The following is a 24,225-nucleotide window of genomic DNA, read 5'->3' as shown; positions in this document are numbered from 1 at the left end:
GGACGGTGGCGCGGGTAGTGCCGGAAAATTACACTCACCGTTCCATAATCGGAACGATGAAGATGCAGGACCTCAACGATCTCTACTATTTCGCCCGCGTGGTCGAGCACGGCGGGTTTGCCCCCGCTGCACGGGCACTGGGCGAGCCCAAGTCCAAGCTCAGTCGCCGGATCGCGGCGCTGGAAGAACGCCTGGGGGTGCGCCTGTTGCATCGCTCCACCCGGCAGGTCGGCGTCACCGAGATCGGGCGCGTCTACCATGGCTTCTGCAAGGCCATGCTGGTGCAGGCGGAGGCCGCGCAGGACGCCATCGACGGCCTGCGCGACGAGCCCTGTGGCACGGTCAAGCTGAGCTGTCCGGTCGCGCTGCTGGATGCCCGGGTGGCGACCATGCTGGCGGAATACCAGCGCCGTTACCCGCGGGTGCAGCTGCACCTGGACGCGACCAACCGCCGCGTGGACGTCATCGAGGAAGGTTTCGATATCGCCATCCGCGTGGAGCCGCCGCCGCTGGAGGACAGCGAGCTTGTCCTGCGCGTCCTGGCCGACCGGGCCCAGCGGCTGGTGGCGAGCCCGGACCTGCTCCAGCGCGAGGGCTCGCCGCAGGTGCCCGCGGATCTCGCAGACCTCCCCAGCCTCGCACTGAGCCGGCCGCAGGCACGCTATCAGTGGCATCTTGTCGGGCCCGACGGTGGCGAGGCCTGGATTGCCCACCAGCCGCGGCTGGTCACGCGCAGCATGACGGCCCTGCGGATTGCCGCCTGCCACGGGGTCGGTATCGTGCAGTTGCCGACCATGATGATGACCACGGAGCTGGAGGATGGCCGTCTGCTGCCGGTGCTGGACGGCTGGGCCCCGCCGCGCGAGATCGTGCATGCGGTGTTCCCGTCGCGGCGCGGTCAGCTGCCGGCCGTGCGTGGCCTGATCGATCATCTGGCCGAAGGCTTTGCCGCTCTCGACGAGGATTGAGGTCCACAGACCGGTCAAGCCATCGTGCGAGCGGCTGTATCGTTCGCTTGTCGCGAGTTATCAGTGCATGGGGTTACCGCCTGGCTGGCAGGCGCGATGCGGCTGAAACGGCCCGGTAGTATCCCTGTTGGTGGGGGTTGAAGCCGCGCCGGCGCAGCTCTGTTTTCTCGAGCCCGACTAGTGTTTCGGGGATCGCAGCGATGATCATGATCAGTATTCGGCCGTTGTCGATAAGGCTCCGGATCCTGGGCACGCTGTCGATGGCTCCGCGTGCGTGTGCGAACGCGGCTCGGTGAGGGTCAGCGGGCAATTGGGTCGGAGTGGGGCAAGCCGTTGCAAAGTACGGTCTGCGCGGGCAAGCCAATCGCGGCCCGTGCTGGGCGTCCCGTTGGGGCCAACCGCTGAGCGAGACATGCTGAAGACTGCCAGCTTTGCGATGGAATACTGGTGGCGACAGCCCGACGGGAATTCGGTAGAGGGACGAGGTCTGGACCGCTGGTCAGTGTTTCAGGTTCATCCCGGTGGTGGCGTCAGGGGCCGTTCTTGTGGGGGGCGACCTTGCCGCCTGTTCGGCAATGACTGACAGCTTCATCCAGCGCCCGATGCTGCGTTCCAGCTCCAGTCTTCCGAGAACCCGAATATCCCTGCGTTCGATGGCCGGCGCGAGGGGACGCTGGCCGATCCAGACCGGGCCCAGCACCCGCACGGTTGTGGCGATGTACAGGTCGACCTCGAATCCGGGGTCGGACTGGCAGAGGTCGACATCATCGTCTTCGATCAGTAGCCACCAGCGTCGAAGTTCGGGTGGTGCGTCGCTGTAGTCGAACTGGATGACGGTTCGCCCCGAGGGAAGAGCCGCGGTATCGATGCGCCGGCGCATGTCCCACATGAGTACGCCTGCGTCCCAGTCGGGGCCGTCGGCTGCGCTTTCCACCCAGCGTCGCCCCCACAGGCCCATCGAGATGATCACCGGGCCCAGGGCCTCGCCGGCCTCCGTCAGGCGATAGTCCGCGTGTTCTCGGACTACGACGCCGCTCGCAATCAGGTCCCGCAGACGGCGGGCCAGCAGCGCACGCGACATCAGCGGCACGCCGCGATGGATCTCGTTGAAACCTGAGGACCCACTGATCAACTCACGCAGAACCAGCGGGGTCCAGCGCGTTGTCAGGATCTCCGCCGCCTTTGCCACAGGGCAGAACTGACTGTATCCCGTTCGGTCGGTCATGGCGCTTCTCCGCAGCCATTTTCCCAATTATGGCTCCGCCACCGGGTGTTTTCCGGTTCATTTTCTGAACTAGCGGGGTGGGCCTCTGCTTCGCAATGCTGATGTCACGGCCTGCCTTGTCTTGCCGTAACCCATCGCAGCCCAAACCAAGGGGAGCCGATGATGACACTCACATGCGAATCGATCGCCAGTCGAGTCCTTCCACATCAAGCCGCACGGAGTGCGTGTGCGACATACGGCGCCGAGGGTGCCGCTGTCGGGGAGTGCTCGCCCCAAACAGACCCAAAGGAGAATGTCATGAACAATCCCGGATTCCTTGCCAGGACCAGAGCCGCCATATCCCTCACGGCGTTTACGCTGCTGGTGCTCCTGGCCACGCCACTGGCACACGCGGACCCCGATCCGATCACGGCCAAGCCATTGACCGAACGTCACGCCTTTAGCGGCGAAGTCTCGATGCAGATCACGCAGGAGCTCGACGGTTTGCCCAGGAAGACCTTCGACATTGAAGACGCATCGAATGTCAGCGTATTCGAGTTCACCATCCAGCCGGGGGCCGTGTTTCCCTGGCATACCCATCCGGGGACGGTACTCATCATGGTCACGGAAGGTGAATTCGTATTCATGTTCGCGGAGGACTGTGTAAGGCGCGAGCTTGAACCCGGCATGGCCCTGGTCGATCCCGGGGACAGTGTGCACACGGCCTATAATCCCAGCCGGGATGAACCCACGGTGGTCATTGCCACGCTGCTTGGGGTCCCGGGAGAGGGTCCGCTGACGATGCCCGTCGACGCGGACGACAACTCTGCACTGGACGAGAAGTGCGGCATTGAGCGCACGGGCGAAAACCGGCTCCATGGGCACTGAGGAGGTGATGTTCGGCTACCACGGTCGTGAGGGGGCGTCCGTGGTGGTCGCCGACCCGTGTGCTCAAGGCAAGGCGCTCGATCTCAGCCCTTGAACTTCACCAGGCGGCTGACCTGGATGTCGGAGATGAAGACGACACCACTGTGCTGGTTGAAGAAGGGCGTGAACCCTTCGAGGATCGGCTCGACCAGTTCTTCGGGGATCGCCGCGATGATCATGATCAGGACTTCGTCCTCGTTGAACATCAGGTGCCCCGAGTGGAAGCCCTGGCTACCCTTGCCGGAGAGATTGCCGATGATGGTGTAGCCCTTGACGCCCGCCCGATCCAGCAGATCGGTGGCAAACGCCTGGTGTTCGCCTTCGAGAATGATCTCGATCTTCTTCAGTGATTTGAGATTCAGGTCGTTCATGCGCGGTTTTCCTCCACGGCAGGTCGGTCGGCCGCATCTTGTGTGGAACGGGGCGGGGGTTCCTCGCGCCAGTCGCCGTCGACGAATCGGTACAGCCGGTCGGTTTCCGGGTCGAGGATGACGCACAGTACCCAGCCATTCGCAATCAGGCTCCGGACCTTGGGCACGTTTTCAATGGCCCGGCGCGCATGGGAGAGCGGGGCCTCGATCAGGGCCAGCAACCGGATCGGGTCGTGGTAGGGCAGCCCGTCGTAGAGTACGGTCTGGGCGGGCAGGCCGGTGCGCAGGTCCGAGAGGTTGCCGGTCATGACCCCGACGCGACAGGCGACGTTATGGTAGGCCTTGCTGCCGGAGCCGTAGCGTTCGTTGTCGACCGCCGAGAAATAGTGCTCCATGTTGATCCACTGGGCGACGATCAGCGGGCCGGTCAGAATGCTTTCCAGCAGTCGGCCTTTGGGGTCGACGCGATAGTCGTAGGAATGCAGGAACGTGCGGCCCTGCAGGTTGCTCGCCGCGGTCAGGTGTCGCCGGCCGATGATGAAGCCCGCATTGCGTGCCAGACCCCATTCGGGGCGCACCTGGGCCCAGTCGACCGTGTTGCGTCGTGCCCGCCGAGCGGCCGTTATGGTATCGGGGGCGTCCTCGAGATCCGGTTCCAGGGTCTGCAGCCGCTCGCGTGCCGTTCGGCGCGTGGCGGCGCGCAGGCCGTTGCGCAGGCGCTCGAGATAGACCAGGTGGCTGGCCGGCAGCAGGTCGAGGTCATGCAGCCGGATCTCGTCGGATGTGGTGTTGTGCATGGCGGGCAGAAACCAGGCGTCATCGGGGATGTCGATGCCCTGGGTTCGCAGCCGCCGTCGAACCTCGGGCTTGTTGCCCATGTGTGCGAGCACTCGCGCGCTGACGATACCGTGGCTGCCGCCGCAGGCGCCGCAGTCCAGGGCCGATTCGTAGGGGTTGTTGTCCGACTGGCTGCCGTGCCCCGTGAGGATGATGAAACGCGAGAACTGTTCGGTCAGGCCGATGGAGCGGAGCGCCTGAGCGACAAAGTAGGCCTGCTCTTCGAGGGAAAAGCCGATTCGTCCCAGTCGCTCGAGCTGCATATGGGCATAGGAACGGTTGATCCGATAGTCGTTCCGCAAGGTCGCGATGAACTCCGACTCCGCACTCTCGCTCAGGCCGAATTCGCGGGCGAAGACGGTCTGTTCGCTGCTGTTTCCCATTGCCGTCTCGCGCAACTCGCGGATCATGGAGTCGGTGATCGCTTCGCGCTCGATGTCGAACTGCTGATGAATCGCCTGGACGATGATGACCCGCTGCTGGGCGCGAACCACCGAATCCGCCTGTTCACGGGTAAGTTTGTCGACCATCAGGCGGGTCGAGGGCTGGTCCGACTCGATCTTGTTGCGCCATCGGTGGTAGGCCGCCGGCGCGACGGTTTTGCCAATCATGTCGAATCCGAAGAGCAGACCAATGGCCTCGACGGTGAAATACGGCGACAGCACGGAGTGCTTCAGGTCGTGCAGCAGGTATTCCGCCGAGGAGTACAGGTCCAGGTCCAGCTGCTCGGCGCCCGTGGTCACCTCCAGCACGAGGTTTTTCGGCGTGACCACGACCGGGCAGAGGTGATCCTCGCTGCCCTTGCCGAGCGCGATGAAGCTCACTGGTACCCCGAAGAAGCCGGCAATGCCGTAGGTCTGGTAGTCGCCGATGGTCTCGAGTTGACGCCGGACACGTTCGGAACGCACGTCGATGCAAAACAGCAGCTGCGCGAACGGGCGTTTTTCGCGCGGTGCGGGCGGGTCGAGTCGCAGGCCGGACAGAACGCTGCGGCGGTAGGTCGCCTCCATGGCCTCCAGCCAGACCATACCCTCGTGCCGCTCGAACTCGCCCAGCTGTTCCAGCACGGCGGCAAGCGGTCCGCGCTCGAGCCCGTCAAACAGCGCGGGATTCCCGGCGAGCGACGCCAGGGCGTGAAGCGCGCGGGCCTGGTCGCGGCTTTCCGCGCGGCGTTTGGCCGGCAGGTAATGGTCCAGTTGCCGGGCGATCTCGGCCGGCCTGCCACGCGCGATGACGTCTTCGACAAGCTCGGCCTGAGTCGGCAGTACGGCTCCGGTGAACAGTTCGTGGCGCAGGTAGGCCTCGCCGGGCCGCTCGGTCAGGAAGGCCTCGAGCGCCTTGCGGTCACCGGGCAACTTGTGCCGACGGCCATGTTCGCGGATCAGCGACAGCGCGAGCACCAGGCGGATGGCCAGGAAATCAATCAGGTCGGCCGGATGTTCGCGTGCCCAGTGATAGTGGCTTGCCGTCGAGCGCCAGCGGATGAAGCCGGCCCAGCCGTGCAGGCGAGTCAGTTCGTGCACGATCAGATCGGGCCAGGCCTCTTCGGGGATCCCGATCGCGTCCAGGACATGGGCGATGATCGCCTCGGGACTGTCACACTCCGCCAGGATTTTGTGAGTGTGCTTACCGCGCAGGAACAGGCGCGGATGGTGATGGACGACACTCTTCCACGCGGCGAACAGGCCTTGTTCGCGGCCGGGCATCTGCCATGCCGACTGACCTTCGTCGAAGTAGTCCAGGCAGATCCTGATCAGTTGTTCGTCCAGCGTGGCCCCGACACGTGTGCCGAACAGCGAATCGAGCGCCTCGTAGAGCGGCCGCATAGCCGGAAACGCGGCGTGCAGCCGTTTGGCGAGTATCCCGGTATCCGTCGCAGAGGGTGTGTGTTCGCGACCGTTCAGGGCGGCCGCCACGTCGTCGGCATCGGCGAGCGTGCGCGGCGTGATGACCGGATCATGGCATTCGGTCAGCAGCGTGCAGAGCAGGTCGAGCCCGCCGATCGCCCTAAGGGCCGGGTGGCTCTCAAGAGCGGCATCGACGCGCGCCTCGAGGGTGTCGCGGTCCACGCGGCCCTCGCGGAACAATCGCTGGTAGTCGGCTCGGGGCAGGAATCCCCGCCCGTGAAACAGCTCTTCACCGCGCCGGATCGCGTCCGGGAACGGCAAGTCCTCCAGCCCGTGAAGCGGGTTGTGATGGATGAAGGTGCGCATGGGCCAGAAGTTTGGAATCGGCTCGGCCGCCATGTGCACCATCGAGCGGATCTTGAGCTTGCGTCCGAGGGTCAGCTTCACGGGACACCTCCAGTCCACAGCAGTCCGGATACCACCAGCAATGCCACCAGTCCGGCGAAGGCCCATACCGATGTGGCCGGCAGGTCCTTGGCGATGTCACCACTGCGCGGGCCGAACACCGTTCCTTGCAGCAGTCGCGCCCCTGCCCAGCTCCACAGCAGCCAGGTCAGCAGGACCCCGAGGGCAACCCCGGGCGTGGCACCACCCAGCAGCGTCAGCAGAGCGAAGAAGCCGGGGAACAGTGGCAGGGCCATTGCGGAGAGCGTGGCTACCACGATCATGCCCGACAGGCGGGGGAGATCCCGCGCCAGTCCGCCATGCAGTCCGGTATAGGCGGTCTCCAGCCGTCGAACAAGCGCATCGCGTACCAGGAGCATCAGCAACGGGGCGGCTGTCATCGCGAGGGCGAAGCCGATTACGTCCGTTTCAGCCGGCAGCTGCAAGGCGAACAGCCACACCAGGGGCCAAGTGGAGCTGGCCAGCAAGGCCGCCCAGCGCCCGACGTCGCGGATGGTCAACAGGCGAAATGCGTACAAAATCGCACTCAGGGTCGCCCAGACGACAAGCACTCCAGCGAATGGTGCGATATCACCCCACAGGATCAGTGCCACGCCGAACTGCGGCCAGGCCACGAAAAGCGCCACCTGCACGTAGGTGTTGGTGATGCGCGCAGCCAGCGCATTGAACGCCAGGCTCATCGGGAACAGTGGCAGGAAGAATGCCGCGACGAGGATCAGCAGAGCGGACATCTCAACCCCACCTCAGCCAGAGATTCAGGCGCCGGGACAGCGCCAGCAGCGAGACCGTCATGCGAGTGTAGAGCTCGGCGACGTAGAACTCGCGGGAGAACAGCGAGTACAGCGTCAGCCAGGTGCGTCCATGTTCCCTGTCGACCCGCTGGCGGCGCACGTGGGTCAGATAGGCGCCCAGCCACCCGGCCACCATGACCAGCGCCAGCAGCGCGATCAGTACACCGAAGGTGATCTGATCGATGCCTGCCGCGGTATAAAGCGCTTCGCGGAACTCGGCATCCGGATACAGGAAGCCCTCGAAGCTGTGCCCGACAAAGCTGTAGCCGACCACGATCACCGCGAATGACAGGACGATCAGGGCCATCATGCGCAAGGGATTGCCGGTATCCAGCCGGTGCGTGGCGAACAGCACCTGGACGCCCGTGATCCAGCCAAAGAACAGGAGCACGATCGCGCCCTGTTTCTGGAAGAAGTCCGGGGCCACCCAGTAGTGTGCGAGCACCAGGATCACCAGCGGCACGATCAGCATCGCAGCCCCGATCAACAGCCATGGCAGTCGGGCCGGGGCCGACTTGCGTTCGACCAGAAAGTCGTAGAGCGGGTCGTTCGGCACGCCGTCGTGCTTGCGCGCGGCGCCAATTACCTTGCCGGCACCCAGGAACAGCGTGCCCTTGAACAGCCCGTGGGCAATCAGGTGGAAGATCGCCAGCGCGAACGCACCCGCACCGGTCTCCATGATCATGAAGCCCATCTGGCCCACGGTGGAATAGCCCAGCGACTTCTTGATGTCGTTCTGCGCGAGCATCAGCATCGAACCGAGTACCGCCGTGAACAGGCCCACGATGAACAGCAGATGCAGGACCTCGCTGCTGTGGACGAATACCGGCGCGAAGCGATTGATGATGATGCCGCCGGCGTTGACGATACCCGCGTGCATCAATGCCGAAACCGGTGTCGGTCCCTCCATGGAATAGGGCAGCCAGGTGTGCAGCGGGAACTGGGCGGATTTGGCAAAGGCCGCCAGCGCCACCAGGAAGGCCACGGTTCCGGCCACCGGCAGGTCCAGGAACGTACGGGCGTCCGGCGCCGCTTCGATCCGGGCGAACAGGGTGGGGAAGTCCAGCGCCCCGTAGGCCTGGAAGAGCACCATCGCGGCCAGTACCAGCGGCAGGTCACCCAGGCGATAGGTAATGAACGTCCAGAACGCGTAGCGCTGCGCGTTAACGGGTTCGGTGTTGTGCGCCAGCAGGAAATAGAGAAAGACGCCGATCAGATGCCAGGCCACCAGCAGGGTGATCAGATCGCCGGCCATGACCATCAGCAGGATCGAGCCGGTCATCAGATCCAGCAACATGAAAAAGCGCGCGTACCCCGGCTCCTCGATCATGTAGCGGATCGAATAGATGTGGACCACCAGGCTGATGCCGGCGACGACCAGCGCCATGATCGCGCTCAGCGGGTCGATCTGCAGACTGCCCCAGCCGCCGGCCATGACCGTCCATTGCGGACCTGTGTCTCTGGCGATGTAGGCGATCAGCTGGAAAGCGGCCACCAGCACGACGAGCAGGTTGATGCCCACGCTCAGCCGTGCGACCCGTTTGCCGAGTCGGGCACCGAACAGATGGACGAGTAATGCCGAGAGGAAGGGGAGGAGAGGGATCAGCCACTGCGTCTCGATCATTGTCTCGACCTTGGTTGGCGCTGTTGGCTGCCCGTCGGGGTGTTGACTTCGATGTACCGGATAATAGGTAAAGAAATATCCAAAAACACGCCGTCCGGATACAAAACAGGTGGGCCGATTGCAAACTCTGGCCCTTCATCACGGGAGGCGTACGCGGGCCCCGGCGGGCTGTCCGGCGTGAGCCAGTCGCGGACGGGGGCGGCCGCGACCGGTTGCCGGCTCGGGGCTCCTTTACTGGTGCGGGTTGAAGCCCCTGCGGCGCAACAGGGCCTTCTCGAGCTCCACCAGGGTAAAGAGGATCAGGCCGAACGCGAGGATGCGCAGCCACTCTTGCGGTCCGATGGCGGTGGTGCCGAACAGGAGTTGCAGTGGCGGGGCATAGGTAAAGAGGCTCTGGAGCACGACCAGGATCCCGATTGCGATCAGGGCCGGTCGGCTGGCGACGAGGCTTGCATGGCTGAGAGCGGGCGCCAGAAGAGAGCGGCTGGTAAGCATGAAGAACAGCTGCCCCATGACCAGGGTGTTGATGGCCACCGTACGGGCGAACTCGTGTTCGGCCCCCTGCTGCTCCAGCCACAGGAAGTGGCCAAAGGCACCGGCGACCAGCAGGGTGGACACGAAACTGACGCGCCAGAGCAGGAAGCCGGACAAGATAGGCGTATTGGGCGGGCGAGGAGGGCGTTGCATCACGCCCGGCTCGGTCGGTTCGAAGGCCAGCGCCAGGCCGAGGGTAACCGCACTGACCATGTTGACCCACAGGACCTGCACCGGGGTTAGCGGCAAGGTCAGACCCAGCAAAATGGCAGCGACGATCGTAAAGGCCAGTCCCCCGTTGCTGGGCAGCAGGAACATGATCGCCTTTTTCAGGTTGTCATAGACCGTGCGGCCTTCCTCGACCGCATTGGCGATAGAGACGAAGTTGTCGTCGGCCAGCACCATTGCGGAGGCCTCGCGTGCGGCCTCGGTACCCTTCAGCCCCATGGCCACGCCAACATCGGCGCGTTTGAGTGCAGGGGTGTCGTTTACGCCGTCACCGGTCATTGCCACCACGTCGCCGTGGCTCTGAATCGCGCGAACGAGCCGCAGCTTGTGCTCCGGTGTGGTGCGGGCAAATACGTCGACCCGCTGGACCATCGCCTGGAGGTCATCGTCCGAGGTGTCGTCCAGTTCGTGGCCGACCACGACACCGCCTTCGGTGCTGATGCCCAGTTCGTCGGCGATCGCCCGTGCGGTGACGCCGTGATCGCCGGTGATCATCTTCACGCGGATCCCGGCTCTCTGACAGTGAGCCACCGCTTCAATTGCCTCTTCTCGCGGAGGGTCGATGATTCCGCAGACAGCAACCAGGGTGAGGCCTCCGTTCTCGATGTCGCCGAACTCGAGTTCTCGGCAGTGCCTTTCCATGCGTTTGGTAGCGAGAGCGAGCAGGCGCTGACCGCGGGAGGCGACATCATCCATCCACTGCTGCCAGTGTTCGGTGTCCAGCGGCTCATCCTCATCGTCGGTGCGCTGGTGGCTGCACAGCGCCAGTACGCGTTCCGGCGCGCCCTTGAGGAAGAGGAAGGCGTGCCCCTCATGATCGTGGTGCAGGGTGGCCATGAACTTGTAGGATGATTCGAACGGGATCACGTCGTCGCGCACAAATTCCTTGTTCACGAGCTTCGGCTCCAGCCCGCCCTTCATCGCCGCGGTGATCAGGGCGCCTTCGGTCGGGTCGCCTTCCATGGTCCACTGGTCGCCCTTGAGATAGACCTCGGCGTCGTTGCACAGCAGGATGCCGCGCAAGGTCTCGGCCAGCAGGGGATCGGTCTCCGGATCGGCCTCCTGGCCGTCGCGGGTGACCCCGCCGTGCGGCTCGTAGCCCACCCCGCCCAGTTCGTACTCTGCCTGGGTGGTGATGATGCTCTTTACCGTCATCTCGTTACGGGTGAGGGTGCCGGTCTTGTCCGAGCAGATGGTGGTAACCGAGCCCAGGGTCTCGACCGCCGGCAGGCGGCGGATGATCGCGTGACGGGCAGCCATCCGCTGAACCCCGATCGCCAGGGTGATGGTCATGATCGCTGGCAGTCCCTCGGGAATCGCCGCAACGGCAAGGCTGGCTGCAGCGAGAAAGGTCTCTACCAGGTCGTAGTCGCGCACCCAGAAGCCGAATGCAAAGGTGAGTGCCGCCAGCACGCCAATCGCGACTGACAACCAGCGGCCAAACTGGGCGATCTGCTGAAGCAGCGGAGTGGTGACGCTCTCCACTTCGCCAAGCAGGGTGGAGATGCGGCCGATCTCGGTATTGGCGCCCGTGGCCACCACTACGCCGCGCCCCTGGCCGAAGGCGACCAGGGTCCCGGAGTAGGCCATGGACTGACGGTCGCCAAGATCGGCGTCGCTGTCCACGGGGTCGGTCTGTTTGTCGCTGGCGATCGACTCGCCGGTCAGCGTGGCCTCGTCGACCCGCATATTGTGCGCCCCGATCAAGCGCAGATCAGCCGGGACTCGGTCTCCGGCCTGCAGATAGACGATATCGCCGGGGACGAGCTTCTCGGCGGGGATGCTGCGGCGTTGCCCCTCCCGCAGGACTTGCGCCTGGGGCGAGAGCATCCCGCGGATGGCTTCGAGGGCCTTTTCGGCCTTGCCCTCCTGGATGTGGCCGATGGTGGCATTGATCAGCACCACCCCGAGGATTACGCCAGTATCCAGCCAGTGACCAAGGAGCGCTGTGCCAACGGCTGCGGCGATCAGTACGTAGATCAGTATGTTGTGAAACTGCCCCAGAAAGCGCATCAGCGGTCCACGGCGTGGCGGCTGGGGCAGCCGGTTGTACCCGTGTTTTTCCAGCCGCTGGTGGGCGGTTTCGCTATCCAGGCCGTCAGCGTTGGTGCCAAGGGCATCCAGGGTCTGGTCGACGCCCCGGCTGTGCCAGTCGCGGTCTGGTTCGCGATCGCTCATGTGTATCCCTGACGGATGGCGGCTGTGCATTGCTTCCGGTTGTCCTAATCATGCGCCGGGAAAGGCGATGTGTCAGGGCTTGTCGATGAACAGGCGCACTAGCGTGTGCCGAAGCATGGCCAAGTTGTATTTGAACAGATCCGCGGAGGGCGCTGAATCGGTGCGCCGAATGCAAATGCTCGACAGGCCGACTGCGGGCACAGACAATGCCGTCATGATCGACTGGTGGGAGGGCCTTGTGCTGGTGGGGGCAGGGGGCGCGCTGGGAGGGCTGGCGCGCTTCTGGCTGTCGCAGTGGATTGATAACCGCACCGGAGGCCGTTTCCCGTGGGGGACGCTGGTCGTGAACGCCTCGGGCGCGCTGCTGATCGGCGTGACGATCGGGCTGGTGGCGGACCCCTTCGGAGCGCGCTGGCTCTGGTTGTTGCTGGTGGTGGGGGTGCTCGGCAGTTTCACCACGGTCTCCTCGTTCAGCCTTCAGACGGTGGGTATCGCGGAACGCGACGGCTGGCGCCCGGCGATCGCCTACGTCCTGCTCACACTGGGTGGTGGGCTGGCGCTGGTGTATATCGGCCATGCGCTGGGCCGCGTCGCGGGTGGTGCGGCATGACGGGCTACTCGCTGCGCCTGTCCGCGTTCGTCGCCCTGGGGGCCGCGCTGGGCAGCATGGCGCGCTATGGCCTGTCGTGGACCGGGCTGCACCTGATGGGAACCGGGTTTCCCTGGGACACGCTGGCGGTGAATGTGGCCGGCTCCTGGCTGATTGGGCTTTACGCCGTGATCAGTGCCCCGGAGGGTTGCCGGCCCGCCGATCCGGTGAGCCGCCAGTTTGTCCTGGCCGGCTTCTGCGGGGGCTTTACGACGTTTTCGGTGTTCAGCCTGGAGAGCCTGTGGTTGCTGGAGACGGGCGATCCCGGACGTGCGGCGCTGTATGTGTCCGTATCCCTGGTGCTGTGGCTGGCGGGCGTATGGCTGGGTAGCGTGCAGGGGCGTCGCTGGAATGCCGCTGCGTCACGCGGCTGAGGCCGGACGGGCCTGACGGCCCGGCCATGGACGGGGCGCGGCCGCGACCGTAGACTTCCCGGTCGTTTGTGAACGGATTACCGACATGCTGGATATTCGCAGTCTGCGCCAGGACCTGGACGCGACCGTGGCGGCCCTGGCCAGCCGCGGCTTCGAGCTCGACCGCGAGCGCTTCGAGACGCTGGAAGCGCGGCGCAAGGACCTTCAGGTTCGTACCCAGGAACTCCAGAACGAGCGTAATACCCGCTCCAAGGGGATCGGGCAGGCCAAGGCGCGGGGCGAGGATATCGAGCCCCTGAAGGCCGAGGTCGGTCGTCTGGGTGATGAACTCAAGCAGTGCGAGGCCGACCTGCATGGCGTGCAGCAGGAGCTGGACGCGCTGCTGATGCGCATCCCGAACCTGCCGCAGAAGGACGTGCCCGTCGGCAAGGACGAGGAGGCGAACGTCGAGGTGCGCCGCGAGGGCACCCCGCGCGAGTTCGATTTCACCCCCCGCGACCACGTGGACCTGGGCCTGCCCGGCGGCTGGCTGGATTTCGAGGCGGCGGTACGCGTGGCCGGCTCCCGCTTCGTGGTGATGCGCGGCGAGATGGCGCGTCTGCACCGCGCGTTGACCCAGTTCATGCTCGACCTGCACACCCAGCAGCATGGCTACCAGGAAACCTATGTCCCGTACCTGGCGAATCCGGAGTCCCTGGAGGGGACGGGCCAGCTGCCCAAGTTCGATGAGGACCTGTTCTCGGTGGACTGCGACCAGCGTTTCCGGCTGATCCCGACCGCCGAGGTCACGCTGACCAACCTGGTGCGCGAGCAGATCCTCGAGGCCGGCGCGCTCCCGCTGAAGATGACCGCCCACACCCCGTGCTTCCGCTCGGAGGCGGGCAGCTACGGGCGTGACGTGCGCGGCCTGATCCGCCAGCACCAGTTCGAGAAGGTGGAGCTGGTGCAGGTGGTGCATCCGGAACAGTCCGGCGCGGCCCTGGAAGAGCTGCTCGGGCACGCGGAGACGGTGCTGCAGGCACTGGAGCTGCCCTATCGCGTAATGCTGCTGAGTACCGGCGACATGGGCTTTGCGGCCGCGCGCACCTATGACCTGGAGGTCTGGTTGCCGGGCCAGCAGGCCTACCGCGAGATCTCCTCGTGCTCCAATTTCGAGGCCTTCCAAGCGCGGCGTATGCAGGCCCGCTTCCGTCCGGAAGCAGGCAGCAAGCCCGAGCTGGTGCATACCATCAACGGGTCCGGTGTCGCGGTGGGTCGTGCCCTGGTCGCCCTGCTCGAGAATCACCAGCAGGCCGACGGCTCGATCACGGTCCCGGAGCGGCTGCGTCCCTATCTCGGTGGAACCTCGGTCCTGAAACCGCCGTCTGAACAGTAAGTTGATTCAGGCGGGGTGGATGTGAGCCAAATCGGAAAGCCAACTGCGTTCGTCAGTCTGCTGGTGCTGCTGCTTTGCTGGCCGCTGTGGGCGCAGGCCGAGATCGAGGAGGGCTTCGATTTCGACGATTCACCGCGGATCATCGGCCTGCACGCACCGGACTGGTTCGAGCTGAGCTTTCTCGATCTGCCGGAGGACCTGGAACGTGCCGTGGAGCGCGGCAAGCAGGGGCTGGCCGTGTACTACGGGATGGACGACTGCCCGTACTGCGAACAGCTGTTCGAGGTGAATTTCGAGAAAGAGGACATTCGCGCGCAGCTGTCGGACAACTTCGATGTGGTGGCGATCGACGTGCTCGGCGACCGCGAGGTGACCGGGCTGGACGGGGAGGTCAAATTCGAACGCGAATATGCCTCGGAACAGCGGCTTAACTTCACCCCTTCAATTGCTTTCTATGATGCTGACGGCGAACGCATCCACCAGATGCGGGGATACTACCCGCCGTATCGATTCCGCGCGCTGCTCGACTTCGTGACGGAGCGTCACGACCGCGAAATGAGTTTTCGTGATTATCTCGACCGCGCCGACCCTCCGCCCAAGTTCGACACGGACGACATCAACGAGCGCGACTTCTTTGTCAACGAGCCCTATGCGCTGGATCGCAGCAAGATCCCCGCGCAACGGCCCCTGGTGGTGTTCTTCGAGCGCGAGGCCTGCCATGCCTGCGATATCCTGCATACCGAGCCGTTGCAGGAAGACGAGGTGCTGGACCGCATCGCCCTGATGGATGCCGTCCAGCTGGACGCCGAGGACAGTGACACGCCGGTACTGACCCCGGACGGTCAACGAACCAACCCGCGCGACTGGGCGGCGGAACTGGACGTGCACTGGGCGCCGACTCTGATCTTCTTCGACGAGACGGGCGAGGAGATCATCCGCATTGATTCGGTCGTGCACCTGAACCGGCTGCGCAACGTGATGGACTATGTGCTCACGCGCGGCTATGAGGACTATCCGACCTTCGAACGCTGGCGCGCCCAGCAACCATAGCCGTTAGGGAAACGCTGATTCATGTACACACTCGCGTTGGCACCCCCGGTTTTCCGAGAGAAGGCGCGGTGCGCAGCCGGTAGCGGTTCTACCGGCAAGGGCCGCAACGCAGGATCGGGGAACCGGGGGTGCCAACCCCAAGGGGCTCGGCCGCCCGTTTTTGATGACAACGGGCGCGCGCCCGGCGTTGCGGTTCCCTTGTGCAGAATGACTGCACGGCGGTCACCGCGCCTTGTTCGCACGCAAAAGCGACTCGAGCGCGAGCGTGTACATGAATCAGCGTTTCCCTAGGCGGCCGAGGACCGAACTGCATGCATTTCGAACGTGACTTCGTCGTGCGCAATCGCGATGTGCTGGAGGCCATTGTGGCCCGCGCTCATCGTGTCGCGCTGGGGATCTTTGTGCTGACCTTCAGCGGCTACGGGATCGCCGTCTGGCTTTGGTTTCAGGAGCAGATGTGGGCGGCGCTGATCACCGCGACCGTCAGCTACCTGGTGTTTCGCCAGTTCCGCATGCTGGCGCTGGGGATCGCGCGCATGCCGCTGCGAGGGGACCCCCAGGCGCTGGAAGCGACCCGGGCACTGGACAACGCGCTGGAAGAGGACCGGCCGCATCCGGTGCTGGCGGAGCTGGAGGCCCACCTGCGGGCGCTGGATGAGGAGGGATCTCCGGAGGCGTCGTCGCAGGAGGGTGAAGACGGCCGGTCGGGCCGAGACTAGGGAGACGCTGGTTTAATCGCACGTCCGCGTTGGTGCCCCCTGTTTTCCGAGACAAGGCGCGTCGTGTAGCGGGTAGTGGTTCTACCCGCCCGTTTTTGATGAATGCGGGGCGCAACGCAGGATCGGGGAACAGGGGGCACCAACCCCACAAGCTATTGAAAGCAGGGGCTCGGCCGCCCGTTGTTGATCAAAAACGGGCGCGGGAACGGCGTTGCGGCTCCTTTGTGCAGAATGACTGCACGGCAGTCACCGCGCCTTGTTCGCACGCAAAAGCGACTCGAGCGCGGACGTGCGATTCAATCAGCGTCTCCCTAGAGCTCGACGCGTACGCCCAGCTTCTGCCCGATCACGCGGGCCACGGTCTCGTGCAGGTCGTCCCCGTTACGGTCATCCAGCCAGGCATCTTCGTCCTCGTTGTAGCCGAAGTGAGCCGGGCCCTCGGGCGAGGACAGCCAGATCTGCTGCGCAGCCTCCTGGCGGTTCAGGATCATCTGCGCCCCGTCCTCGAATTCGAGGGTCAGGACACCGTCGATCAGGTCGATGTCCAGGTCGTCGAGACCGTCCTGGTCGCTCAGGCGGTTGTAGATCTCGTCGAGGGTCTGTTCGGCGAATACGGCGAAGGAGGGCTGGCTCATGGGTCTCTCGGTTCAGTCAATGCTTGTGGCGCAGGCAGTATAAATGTTGGATGCGCTGAGAAAAGCCAAGTCTGGCTTTGTCCGGGTTTGCAAATGTCTTGCTACGCCCGCCAGGCGGCGAGCGCCAGGCTCAGCCAGCCGAGGATGAAGGCGGTGCCGCCCAGAGGTGCGATGGCTCCCAGTACGCGCGGGGCGCCCAGTGCCAGGGCATACAGGCTGCCGGCAAAGAGCAGGATGCCAAGCACGAAGGCGACGGCGCTGGCGGTGGCCCAGCCGCTGGCCAGGTGCGACCACAGCGCTGCCAGTAGCAACAGGGCGAGGGCATGGATGAAGTGATACTGGACGCCGGTGTCCCAGGTGGCCAGCGCGCGCTCGGACAATCGTTCTTGCAGGGCATGTGCGCCGAAGGCACCGAGCACCACCGCGATGGCGGCGAGCAGGGCCCCGATCACGACTAGGGCGCGGATCATCGGCTCGGTCTCCGTACCTGGCATCAGTGTTTCCCTAGGGCTAGGCGTCGTCGCCCATCTCGCTGTCGTAGTCCTTCCCGGGGATCCAGCCGTGCTCGCGGGCACGCTCGATCGCTGCATCGTGGATGCGCGTGTGGCGCTCGCGAAGCTCGGGCGGGAGGTTGGCGATGCGCAGGTCGTACTTGTCCCACTCGGCGTTGACCTGGTCGTGGAGCTGCTGGATGCGCCCGAGGTCCCACCCCTCGCAGGTCTCGGTCTCCGGCAGGAAGCCGAAGACCCAGGCATCGCGGATAATATTGCCGACCGGCGTCATGCCGCCGTACAAGTCATTGTGGATGCCGATGTAGTGGCGGCGTCCGGAGCGTCTGGCTGTAGTCATGCGCGTAGTGTAGAGGCACGCCGGCCAGGCGCAAAGCACATTCTTTACAGACCGGGGTACTCACGATGCAGCCCGCGGGCGAAAGCCTGAATCGAATACGGATCCGCGTCCTGATGAAGCTGATGGTGCTGGGCGGGGTGGTGATGTTCGCCGGTGTCCTTGCGAGCTACGCCCTGTCCATGCTGGGGGGCGGGGAGACCGAGCGCCGCGTCGTGGAGCTGGATACGATCGCTCCCGGCCAGCTCAAGCGGCTGGACTGGGAGGGGCGGCGCATCCTGGTGCTGCACCGTGACCCGGCCCTCCAACAGGCGCTGGGTGAAGATGACGAGCTGGTCGATCCGCGCGCCCGCCGGGGCCAGCAGCCAGACGGGCTGGAACTGCCGCTGCGCAGTCTGCGGCCGGAGTGGCTGGTCGTGATCGGCGAGAGCACCGATCTCGGCTGCGAGCTGGATCTGGTGCACCCGGACGCGGCGGACGACTGGTCCGGCGGGTTCGTCGATCGCTGCCGTGGGGGCCGCTATGACGCCGCCGGACGGGTGTATGACGGGCAGGACGCCCGGCGCAATCTGCCGATCCCCGAGTACCGTTTCTCCGGAGACGACAGGCTGATTCTGGGTGGTTCGTGACCGGTGAGGCGGGCGTGGGTCCCGCGGGTCGGATTCAGGATTGCGCAGCGGGTGCGTAGACGTCGAAGCGTACGCTCTTGCCCCGGACGCTGCCCTGGGGCGTGTCGGGACCCAGGGCAGGGGCATGCAGGGGCCGCTTGACGACGACCCGCCGCGTGGCCGCCTCGCGCAGACGCTGCAGCGTGGTTTCCGGGTCGGGGTCCGGGGCGCCCTCCATCAGGGCCTGGGTCAGCTGCATGTCCTTCTTGACCGCGGCGCGCTTGGCCCGCTCCGGAAACATGGGATCGAACACGGCGGCGACGGGCGGTGTGCCCAGGGTCGCTGGCGTGGCCAGGCCCGCGTGCAGCGTGATGCGCTCGACAATCGGGGCCAGCGCCTCGTCATGGGCGGCGCGCTGCAGGGCATCCGCCAGCAGCAGGTAGACGACCGGGTGGCGTTCCCAGGCATCCACGCGGAAGCCGTGCGCGGCCAGCAGCAGCGTATCGCGCCCCAGGCCGGCGGTGGCGTCCACCACATGGCTGTCTCGCGGGATGTTGCCCAAGGCCCGGATCAGGCCCTCTCGCTGATGCCCGCTATGGGCCAGACGATACCCCTGACGGCCGGTGGCAAAGTCCAGATGCAGACGCAGTTCGCGTCGACCCTCCTCGCGGATCAGCGACAGCCCGTCCGCGCCGACCTCCAGTACCAGGGGCGCCTCGCCCAGGTGACGATAGCCGTGGCCTTGCAGGTAGTGGTCGATCTCCCGGCCTCGGGCCTCCTGCCCGGGTTCTGCGCGGACTTGAAGGGTCACGGTCAGTAGTGCGGAGGAGGCGGCTCGTTGCCGTCTCCGGGGCCGCCACCCTGGTCCTCGAGTTCCCGCAACCGGTCGCGGAGCCACTGGAGCTGGCGGCGCAGTTCCTGGTTGTCCTGCTGGAGCTCGTGCTGGACGCGGGCCTGCTCTTCCTGGGTGTATTCCTGATGCGCCAGGCGAACTTCCAGCGCCTCGATCCGCGCGATCAGTTCGTGGTCGGTGCGGGATGGGTCAGCTGACGGCATGGCGGGGCTGTCCCTGGGCGAAAGAGCGGATGTTGGCTGCTACCTCCTCGATCACGTGCTGACGGGCACTGCGGGCCGCCCAGGCCGTATGTGGCGTCAGCACAAGGTTCGGGATGTCCGCTGCCAGCAGGGGGTGGTCCGCGGGTGGGGGCTCGGGCTCCAGGACGTCGATGCCGGCACCGCCCAGGTGGCCTGCTCGCAAATGCCGCGCGAGGGCCTCGGGATCGACCAGGCCGCCACGGGCGGTGTTGAGCAGGATCGCCCCCGGAGGCATCTGCCGCAGCGCGTTGTCGTCGATCAGGTGGCGGGTTTCGGGGGACAACGGGCAATGCAGGCTGACCACGTCGCTGGTCGCCAGGAGCTCGGGCAGCGGGATTCGATCCGGGTCATCCGCAGGCGAGGGCACCGCCTTGCGCAGGCTTGCGGCCACCTGAACCTGCATGCCGAAGGCCCGTGCGACGCGTGCCGTGGCCTGGCCCAGTACGCCATGGCCAATGATGCCCAGGCGCATGCCCGCCAGGGTCTGGATCGGGTGATCCAGCAGGCAGAACTGATCGGAGGCGCTCCAGTGGCCGGCGCGAATATCGGCGCGGTAGTCGTCCAGCCGCGTGACCAGCGTCAGCAGCAGGGCAAAGACATGCTGTACCACGGAGTCTGTCGCATAGTCGCGGGCATTGCTGACGGTGATGCCCGCCCGGTTCGCGGCGGCGACATCGATATTGTTGGTGCCGGTGGCCGCGGCACAGACCAGCCGCAGGTTTGCGGCCGTGGCCAGCAGCGACTCGTCGAGCACCACCTTGTTGGTGACCACAACCTCGGCACTGGCGACGCGGGCGGCGATCTCGTCGGGGTCCGTGCGCGGGTGCAGGTCCCACTCGGGAAGGGCCTCGCGCAGGGGGGTGAGGTCCAGGTCGTCGCGATCCACCGTGGACAGGTCGAGAAATACCCCGTGTCGCAGTTCAGTCATGGCGTTTACCAGGTGAAACGGTGTTGCGACGCTTGCGGATAGGACCACTACCGACTGCACGATGCGGCTTGCCGCGGAAAACCTGGGGTACCAACGCGAGCGTGTACATTGATCAGTGTTTCCCAACAAAAGGGCCCCGCATCGCGGGGCCCGAATCGCTTGCCTGTCGGCCTGCGACTGTTAGTTGTCGCCCATGAAGGCGTGGAACAGGTTCAGCAGGTGGAGGAACATCACATAGAGGTTCGCGTACAGCGAGACCGTCATCATGATGTAGTTGGCCTCCGGGTCGTGGATCATGCGGCTGGTGTCGAACAGGATCGCCGCCGACAGCAGCAGCACCACGGCCGCCGAGATGGTCAGCGACAGCGCCGGGATCGCCAGGAAGATGTTCGCGACGATCGCCAGCAGGGCGACGATCAGGCCGACCACCAGGAAGCCACCCAGGAAGCTGAAGTCCTTCTTGGTGGCCAGGGCATAGCCGGACAGCGCGACAAAGGCGACCGCCGTGGCAGTAAAGGCATTGCCGACGATCTGCGGCCCGTTGGGCAGGCCCAGGTACATGCTCAGGATCGGGCCGAGGAAGAAGCCCAGCACGCCGGTGAAGGCGAAGGTCAGCACCAGTCCGAGCGCGGAATTGCGAGCGGCATGGATGGCGAACGGGCCGCCAATCAGGACCGCCAGCAGGACCAGCCAGTGCACCGCCGGGGCGCCCACAGCCATCGCCACGAAGGCCATCACGGCGCTGAATGCCAGCGTCACCGACAGCAGCATGTAGGTCTGGCGGATGACCTTGTTGGTCGAGATGGTCTCGCTGATGGAACCGGTGCTGGACGGATTGCGACTCGAGCGAACGATCTGGTCTCGGGACACGGGTCAACTCCTCTTGGGTTCGTAACCTGCTCAGTGTAGCGATTGACGCCGGTGGGTGCAGCCCTTTTCGCCGTCCGTGGCGTGGGCTTTCGCGATCACTTGATTGGCTCACCCACGCGTTCGGAGATCTCCTTAACCGCGTGGTCGGTGGACTTGAAGATGTTGTCCTTGCCGATAATGTCCTCGAGCCCGGTGCGCTGTATCACCTCCAGGACCTGTGCCTTCACGCCGGCGAAGACCAGGGTGATGCCGCGCGCCTTCAGGCGGTGCACCAGCTGGTGGATCACTTCCTCGCCGGAGGCGTCGATCTCGTTGATGCCCTTGCCCACCACGATCAGATACTTGGCCTGTGGGTGGCGCGCGACCAGGTCCAGTACCGCGTCCTCGAAGTAGGGGACGTTGGCGAAGTACAGCGAGCCGTCGAAGCGCATCAGGCCGACCTTCTCGTTGGTCTCCAGCCCGTAGCGCTGGGCCTCGCGAAGCGTCCCGTCGTCGTAGCGGGCCAGTTCGCATACGCGCGGTTGCATGGTGCGGTACAGGTACAGCACGATGGCCAGACCGGCACCCATCAAGATGCCGTAGTCGAGATTCGGGGCCATCGCCAGGGTGGCGATGAAGGTGACCACCGCGGCCGCCCCGTCATGCTTGTTGGCCACCCAGGCGTGCTTGATTGCCTTGAAGTTAATCAGCCCGACCACGGCCATCATGATGATCGCCGCCAGTACCGATTGCGGCAGGTGGTAGATCAGGGGCGTCAGGAAGAGCAATGCGATCCCGATAAGCACGGCTGTAAATACCGAGGCCAGGCCGGTGCGAGCACCCGAATTGAGGTTGACCGCCGAGCGCGAGAACGAACCGCTGACGGGGTAGCCCTGTGTAAAGCCGCCGGCGATGTTGGCCAGGCCCTGTCCCATCAGCTCCTTGTTCGGGTCCAGACGCTGGCCGGTGCGCGCGGCCATGGCTTTGGCGATCGCAATGGCCTCGGTAAAGCCGACCAGCGCGATCACGAAGGCCGTGGTCAGGAGCGTGGTGATCGTTCCGAAGGTGATCTCTGGTGCGGAGATTGACGGCAGACCCTGGGGTACGTTGCCCACGACAGCGCCGCCACCATTGAGCGAGACCTCATCGCCGTCCACTTGCTCGATCCGCCACGAGGTGCGCTCGGCGCGTTCGCGTTCGGCATCCGTCATGTGGTCATCGGCGATGAAGCGCTCGGGTTCGTCGTCCGTCGCCGGGAGTCGGCGCAACGTTGTGTTGCGCAACTCGTCGCGCAGTGGGGCGAGCTCGGCGCGCAGTTCATCGCGCTGCAGTGCGGCCTGCTCCTGCTCGAAGCGCAGGGCCGGTGCATCGCCACGGGCCGCCTCCTGAATCTCGAGTTCCAGTTCGCGCACGCGGTCATCCAGATTGGCCGCCTGTCCCTGCTTCTCCTCGATCTGCTGGGCGAGTTCGACCAGCTCGCCAGGCGCAATTTGTGCGAGCGTCGTGTCGGCCTTGCGCTCGTACCCGATCAGCCAGGAGACCAGGATGGTGACAACCACCGCGACCAGCACGCCCGGAATCTTCGGGGCGACGCGTTTCATGCCGACCATCAGCGCGATCGCGCCCAGGCCGAAGGCGAGGGTGGGCCAATGGGTGTGCCCCAGCTCCAGCACGACACCCCAAAGACCCAGAAGGAAGTGGCCGGAGGTGTCGATCGGTACCCCCAGCAGCTTGTTGATCTGGGACAGCCCGATGATGATCGCGGCGGCGTTGGTAAAGCCGACGATCACCGGGTGCGAGATGAAGCTGACCAGCGCGCCCAGCTTGAACAGGCCCATGACCAGCTGGATTACGCCCACGATCAGGGCGAGCGCAATCGCCAGCATGATGAATTCGGATGAGCCCTCGGCCGCCAGCGGCACCAGGGCCGATGCCGTGAGCAGGGATACCACTGCCACCGGGCCGGTGGCGAGCTGATTCGAGGAACCCCACAGCGCGGCCACCATCACCGGCAGCAGCGAGGCATAGAGCCCGTACACCGGAGGCAGACCGGCCAGTTGCGCATAGGCCATGGATTGCGGGATCAGGACCAGGGCCACCGAGATCCCCGCAATCAGATCCGCGTTGAGCGTTTCCTTGGTGGGACGCCAGCTCAGGAACGGAAAGATGCGCAGCAGGATCGAATTCATGGCGGTACTCGCTTGGCCTGTTCGTGACGAAGACGACGGCTAGTCGAGCGATCCCGCGCGCCTGGCGCACCCGGGCTGTATGGCTGCCAGGGCCGTCGTCACGTGATTGGCAGCCATCTCTGGCCCGGGGTTGGGCCGGGCGCAGTCAGGGGAGGGAAGATTATAGAAGGTCGGCTTATTTTCTTCTATCAAAGGCATTCAATACGATATATAGCCTTTAGGGTATATATCGCACTCGCTGGAGCGCCCAACCCTGCACAAAAAAGCCCCGGTCACCAGCGGCGACCGGGGCCTTCCAGCGTATGCTTCAGCGTGGCTTACTGCGGGGGTGCCATGCCCGGGCTTCCGCCCTGTTGCATTTCCTGCTGCAGGGTTTCCAGACGCGCGATGATGTCATCGATGTCCGGATTCTCTTCGCGCATCGCGGCCATCAGGTCCTCGCGCAGCGATTCCTGAGCGGAGATGACCTCCTCGTCCTGCGCGACGGCCTGCTGGGCCTCCTGCAGGTTCATCTGCGCCTGCTGGACCTCTTCGGACTGGATTACCTGCTGGCGCTCTTCGGCACTCAGGTCCGGGTCGCGCAGGCGTTCTTCGGCGCCTTCGAGGGTTTCAAGATCCTGGCGGGGCTGGTAACCGGCCTCTTCCATCTTGTCGAGCACCAGGTTCTCAAGCTCTTCGCCCTTGCGCTCCAGATCAGGGTTGTTCTCGATCGCCTGCTGCTGGGTCTCGGCCAGGGTCTGCTGCAGCTGCTGCATTTCCATTTGCGGGTTGGCCCCGCCTTCCTGCTGCCCCTGCTGGCCCATGCCTTCCTGACCCATGCCCTGGGCCATCACCAGCGGACTGGCGAGCGCAAGCGCGGCGGCGGCAATCAAACCGGCGAGAGGCCGGGAACGGTTCGTCATAACAACTCTCCTCGTGAAAGTACGGTGGGAAG

Annotated in this window: 23 protein-coding genes; 8 read left to right on the top strand and 15 right to left on the bottom strand. The window is 65.1% G+C overall.

Going from position 1 to position 24,225, the window contains the following annotated elements; genetic code table 11:
* The first annotated feature begins 56 nt into the window (after window positions 1-56).
* Entirely contained in the window at window positions 57-968 is a 912-nt protein-coding gene (locus F466_RS0105480; protein ID WP_018138828.1) for a LysR family transcriptional regulator, read from the top strand.
* A 499-nt stretch (window positions 969-1,467) separates the two neighbouring features.
* On the opposite strand, the gene F466_RS0105475 is transcribed toward F466_RS0105480, so the two are convergent.
* Window positions 1,468-2,193, bottom strand: coding sequence for a helix-turn-helix domain-containing protein (locus tag F466_RS0105475; protein ID WP_018993623.1), 726 nt, complete (start codon window positions 2,191-2,193; stop codon window positions 1,468-1,470).
* A gap of 297 nt (window positions 2,194-2,490) precedes the next feature.
* Between F466_RS0105475 and F466_RS0105470 the strand changes: the two genes are divergently transcribed.
* On the top strand, window positions 2,491-3,060 hold the full coding sequence (locus F466_RS0105470) for a cupin domain-containing protein (protein WP_018864172.1): 570 nt from the start codon (window positions 2,491-2,493) through the stop codon (window positions 3,058-3,060).
* Between the two features lie 83 nt (window positions 3,061-3,143).
* Here the strand turns inward: F466_RS0105470 and F466_RS0105465 are convergent, their stop codons facing one another.
* From F466_RS0105465 to F466_RS0105445, 5 genes are all read right to left on the bottom strand, one after another.
* Window positions 3,144-3,470: a P-II family nitrogen regulator gene (locus F466_RS0105465; RefSeq protein WP_018174440.1), complete on the bottom strand. Its 327-nt coding sequence runs from the start codon at window positions 3,468-3,470 to the stop codon at window positions 3,144-3,146.
* On the bottom strand, window positions 3,467-6,601 hold the full coding sequence (locus F466_RS0105460) for a DUF2309 domain-containing protein (protein ID WP_018993621.1): 3,135 nt from the start codon (window positions 6,599-6,601) through the stop codon (window positions 3,467-3,469). The genes F466_RS0105465 and F466_RS0105460 overlap by 4 nt, the downstream gene beginning before the upstream one ends.
* Window positions 6,598-7,350 carry a hypothetical protein gene (locus tag F466_RS0105455; protein ID WP_018993620.1) on the bottom strand — a complete coding sequence of 251 codons (753 nt, stop codon included), beginning with the start codon at window positions 7,348-7,350 and terminating at the stop codon, window positions 6,598-6,600. The genes F466_RS0105460 and F466_RS0105455 overlap by 4 nt, the downstream gene beginning before the upstream one ends.
* A gap of 1 nt (window position 7,351) precedes the next feature.
* Complete coding sequence (locus F466_RS0105450; protein ID WP_018993619.1) at window positions 7,352-9,034, bottom strand: NADH-quinone oxidoreductase subunit L; 1,683 nt, start codon at window positions 9,032-9,034, stop codon at window positions 7,352-7,354.
* 231 nt (window positions 9,035-9,265) lie between these two features.
* On the bottom strand, window positions 9,266-11,974 hold the full coding sequence (locus F466_RS0105445; RefSeq protein ID WP_018993618.1) for a cation-transporting P-type ATPase: 2,709 nt from the start codon (window positions 11,972-11,974) through the stop codon (window positions 9,266-9,268).
* Between the two features lie 175 nt (window positions 11,975-12,149).
* On the opposite strand from F466_RS0105445, the gene F466_RS0105440 reads away from it, so the two are divergent.
* The 5 genes from F466_RS0105440 (at window position 12,150) to F466_RS0105420 (ending at window position 16,141) form a co-directional block, all read left to right on the top strand.
* Window positions 12,150-12,584, top strand: a complete 435-nt coding sequence (locus F466_RS0105440; RefSeq protein ID WP_018993617.1) for a CrcB family protein — start codon at window positions 12,150-12,152, stop codon at window positions 12,582-12,584.
* A complete protein-coding gene (crcB, locus tag F466_RS0105435) occupies window positions 12,581-12,997 on the top strand; it encodes a fluoride efflux transporter CrcB (RefSeq protein ID WP_018138819.1) in 417 nt (138 codons plus the stop codon). The genes F466_RS0105440 and crcB overlap by 4 nt, the downstream gene beginning before the upstream one ends.
* An 85-nt stretch (window positions 12,998-13,082) precedes the next feature.
* Window positions 13,083-14,372 carry a serine--tRNA ligase gene (gene serS, locus F466_RS0105430; protein WP_018649352.1) on the top strand — a complete coding sequence of 430 codons (1,290 nt, stop codon included), beginning with the start codon at window positions 13,083-13,085 and terminating at the stop codon, window positions 14,370-14,372.
* A gap of 21 nt (window positions 14,373-14,393) precedes the next feature.
* Window positions 14,394-15,422 (top strand): thioredoxin fold domain-containing protein, encoded by a 1,029-nt coding sequence (locus F466_RS0105425; RefSeq protein ID WP_018174444.1) that lies wholly within the window; start codon window positions 14,394-14,396, stop codon window positions 15,420-15,422.
* A 311-nt stretch (window positions 15,423-15,733) separates the two neighbouring features.
* Window positions 15,734-16,141: a hypothetical protein gene (locus F466_RS0105420; protein WP_018139189.1), complete on the top strand. Its 408-nt coding sequence runs from the start codon at window positions 15,734-15,736 to the stop codon at window positions 16,139-16,141.
* A gap of 311 nt (window positions 16,142-16,452) precedes the next feature.
* Here F466_RS0105420 and cyaY read toward each other — a convergent pair whose 3' ends face one another.
* From cyaY to F466_RS0105405, 3 genes are all read right to left on the bottom strand, one after another.
* On the bottom strand, window positions 16,453-16,776 hold the full coding sequence (gene cyaY, locus F466_RS0105415; RefSeq protein WP_012982299.1) for an iron donor protein CyaY: 324 nt from the start codon (window positions 16,774-16,776) through the stop codon (window positions 16,453-16,455).
* 101 nt (window positions 16,777-16,877) lie between these two features.
* Window positions 16,878-17,270 (bottom strand): DUF423 domain-containing protein, encoded by a 393-nt coding sequence (locus tag F466_RS0105410; RefSeq protein WP_018993615.1) that lies wholly within the window; start codon window positions 17,268-17,270, stop codon window positions 16,878-16,880.
* A 16-nt stretch (window positions 17,271-17,286) separates the two neighbouring features.
* On the bottom strand, window positions 17,287-17,559 hold the full coding sequence (locus F466_RS0105405; protein WP_018139187.1) for a hypothetical protein: 273 nt from the start codon (window positions 17,557-17,559) through the stop codon (window positions 17,287-17,289).
* A 131-nt stretch (window positions 17,560-17,690) separates the two neighbouring features.
* On the opposite strand from F466_RS0105405, the gene F466_RS0105400 reads away from it, so the two are divergent.
* On the top strand, window positions 17,691-18,251 hold the full coding sequence (locus F466_RS0105400; protein ID WP_018993614.1) for a hypothetical protein: 561 nt from the start codon (window positions 17,691-17,693) through the stop codon (window positions 18,249-18,251).
* A gap of 34 nt (window positions 18,252-18,285) precedes the next feature.
* On the opposite strand, the gene F466_RS0105395 is transcribed toward F466_RS0105400, so the two are convergent.
* From F466_RS0105395 to F466_RS0105370, 6 genes are all read right to left on the bottom strand, one after another.
* Window positions 18,286-19,041 (bottom strand): class I SAM-dependent methyltransferase, encoded by a 756-nt coding sequence (locus F466_RS0105395; protein WP_018993613.1) that lies wholly within the window; start codon window positions 19,039-19,041, stop codon window positions 18,286-18,288.
* A 2-nt stretch (window positions 19,042-19,043) separates the two neighbouring features.
* Window positions 19,044-19,286 (bottom strand): SlyX family protein, encoded by a 243-nt coding sequence (locus tag F466_RS13365; RefSeq protein WP_081622241.1) that lies wholly within the window; start codon window positions 19,284-19,286, stop codon window positions 19,044-19,046.
* Window positions 19,273-20,253, bottom strand: a complete 981-nt coding sequence (locus F466_RS0105385; protein WP_018993612.1) for a D-2-hydroxyacid dehydrogenase — start codon at window positions 20,251-20,253, stop codon at window positions 19,273-19,275. The genes F466_RS13365 and F466_RS0105385 overlap by 14 nt, the downstream gene beginning before the upstream one ends.
* A gap of 180 nt (window positions 20,254-20,433) precedes the next feature.
* Window positions 20,434-21,123, bottom strand: coding sequence for a Bax inhibitor-1/YccA family protein (locus tag F466_RS0105380; RefSeq protein WP_018139182.1), 690 nt, complete (start codon window positions 21,121-21,123; stop codon window positions 20,434-20,436).
* Window positions 21,124-21,218: 95 nt separating this feature from the next.
* Complete coding sequence (locus F466_RS0105375; protein WP_018649354.1) at window positions 21,219-23,291, bottom strand: SulP family inorganic anion transporter; 2,073 nt, start codon at window positions 23,289-23,291, stop codon at window positions 21,219-21,221.
* A gap of 317 nt (window positions 23,292-23,608) precedes the next feature.
* Entirely contained in the window at window positions 23,609-24,193 is a 585-nt protein-coding gene (locus F466_RS0105370; protein ID WP_018139180.1) for a hypothetical protein, read from the bottom strand.
* Between the last annotated feature and the right edge of the window lie 32 nt (window positions 24,194-24,225).

This window comes from Thioalkalivibrio sp. ALgr1 (assembly GCF_000378285.1).
Lineage (GTDB): Bacteria > Pseudomonadota > Gammaproteobacteria > Ectothiorhodospirales > Ectothiorhodospiraceae > Thioalkalivibrio.
This window is presented reverse-complemented; position numbering and strand designations above follow the sequence as displayed.

Coding starts and splice junctions, on each gene's coding strand:
- F466_RS0105480 (WP_018138828.1), top strand. CDS start 57: ATGAAGATGCAGGACCTCAACGATCTCTACTATTTCGCCCGCGTGGTC.
- F466_RS0105475 (WP_018993623.1), bottom strand. CDS start 2,193: ATGACCGACCGAACGGGATACAGTCAGTTCTGCCCTGTGGCAAAGGCG.
- F466_RS0105470 (WP_018864172.1), top strand. CDS start 2,491: ATGAACAATCCCGGATTCCTTGCCAGGACCAGAGCCGCCATATCCCTC.
- F466_RS0105465 (WP_018174440.1), bottom strand. CDS start 3,470: ATGAACGACCTGAATCTCAAATCACTGAAGAAGATCGAGATCATTCTC.
- F466_RS0105455 (WP_018993620.1), bottom strand. CDS start 7,350: ATGTCCGCTCTGCTGATCCTCGTCGCGGCATTCTTCCTGCCACTGTTC.
- F466_RS0105450 (WP_018993619.1), bottom strand. CDS start 9,034: ATGATCGAGACGCAGTGGCTGATCCCTCTCCTCCCCTTCCTCTCGGCA.
- F466_RS0105445 (WP_018993618.1), bottom strand. CDS start 11,974: ATGAGCGATCGCGAACCAGACCGCGACTGGCACAGCCGGGGCGTCGAC.
- F466_RS0105440 (WP_018993617.1), top strand. CDS start 12,150: ATGCTCGACAGGCCGACTGCGGGCACAGACAATGCCGTCATGATCGAC.
- crcB (WP_018138819.1), top strand. CDS start 12,581: ATGACGGGCTACTCGCTGCGCCTGTCCGCGTTCGTCGCCCTGGGGGCC.
- serS (WP_018649352.1), top strand. CDS start 13,083: ATGCTGGATATTCGCAGTCTGCGCCAGGACCTGGACGCGACCGTGGCG.
- F466_RS0105420 (WP_018139189.1), top strand. CDS start 15,734: ATGCATTTCGAACGTGACTTCGTCGTGCGCAATCGCGATGTGCTGGAG.
- cyaY (WP_012982299.1), bottom strand. CDS start 16,776: ATGAGCCAGCCCTCCTTCGCCGTATTCGCCGAACAGACCCTCGACGAG.
- F466_RS0105410 (WP_018993615.1), bottom strand. CDS start 17,270: ATGCCAGGTACGGAGACCGAGCCGATGATCCGCGCCCTAGTCGTGATC.
- F466_RS0105405 (WP_018139187.1), bottom strand. CDS start 17,559: ATGACGCCGGTCGGCAATATTATCCGCGATGCCTGGGTCTTCGGCTTC.
- F466_RS0105400 (WP_018993614.1), top strand. CDS start 17,691: ATGCAGCCCGCGGGCGAAAGCCTGAATCGAATACGGATCCGCGTCCTG.
- F466_RS13365 (WP_081622241.1), bottom strand. CDS start 19,286: ATGCCGTCAGCTGACCCATCCCGCACCGACCACGAACTGATCGCGCGG.
- F466_RS0105385 (WP_018993612.1), bottom strand. CDS start 20,253: ATGACTGAACTGCGACACGGGGTATTTCTCGACCTGTCCACGGTGGAT.
- F466_RS0105375 (WP_018649354.1), bottom strand. CDS start 23,291: ATGAATTCGATCCTGCTGCGCATCTTTCCGTTCCTGAGCTGGCGTCCC.
- F466_RS0105370 (WP_018139180.1), bottom strand. CDS start 24,193: ATGACGAACCGTTCCCGGCCTCTCGCCGGTTTGATTGCCGCCGCCGCG.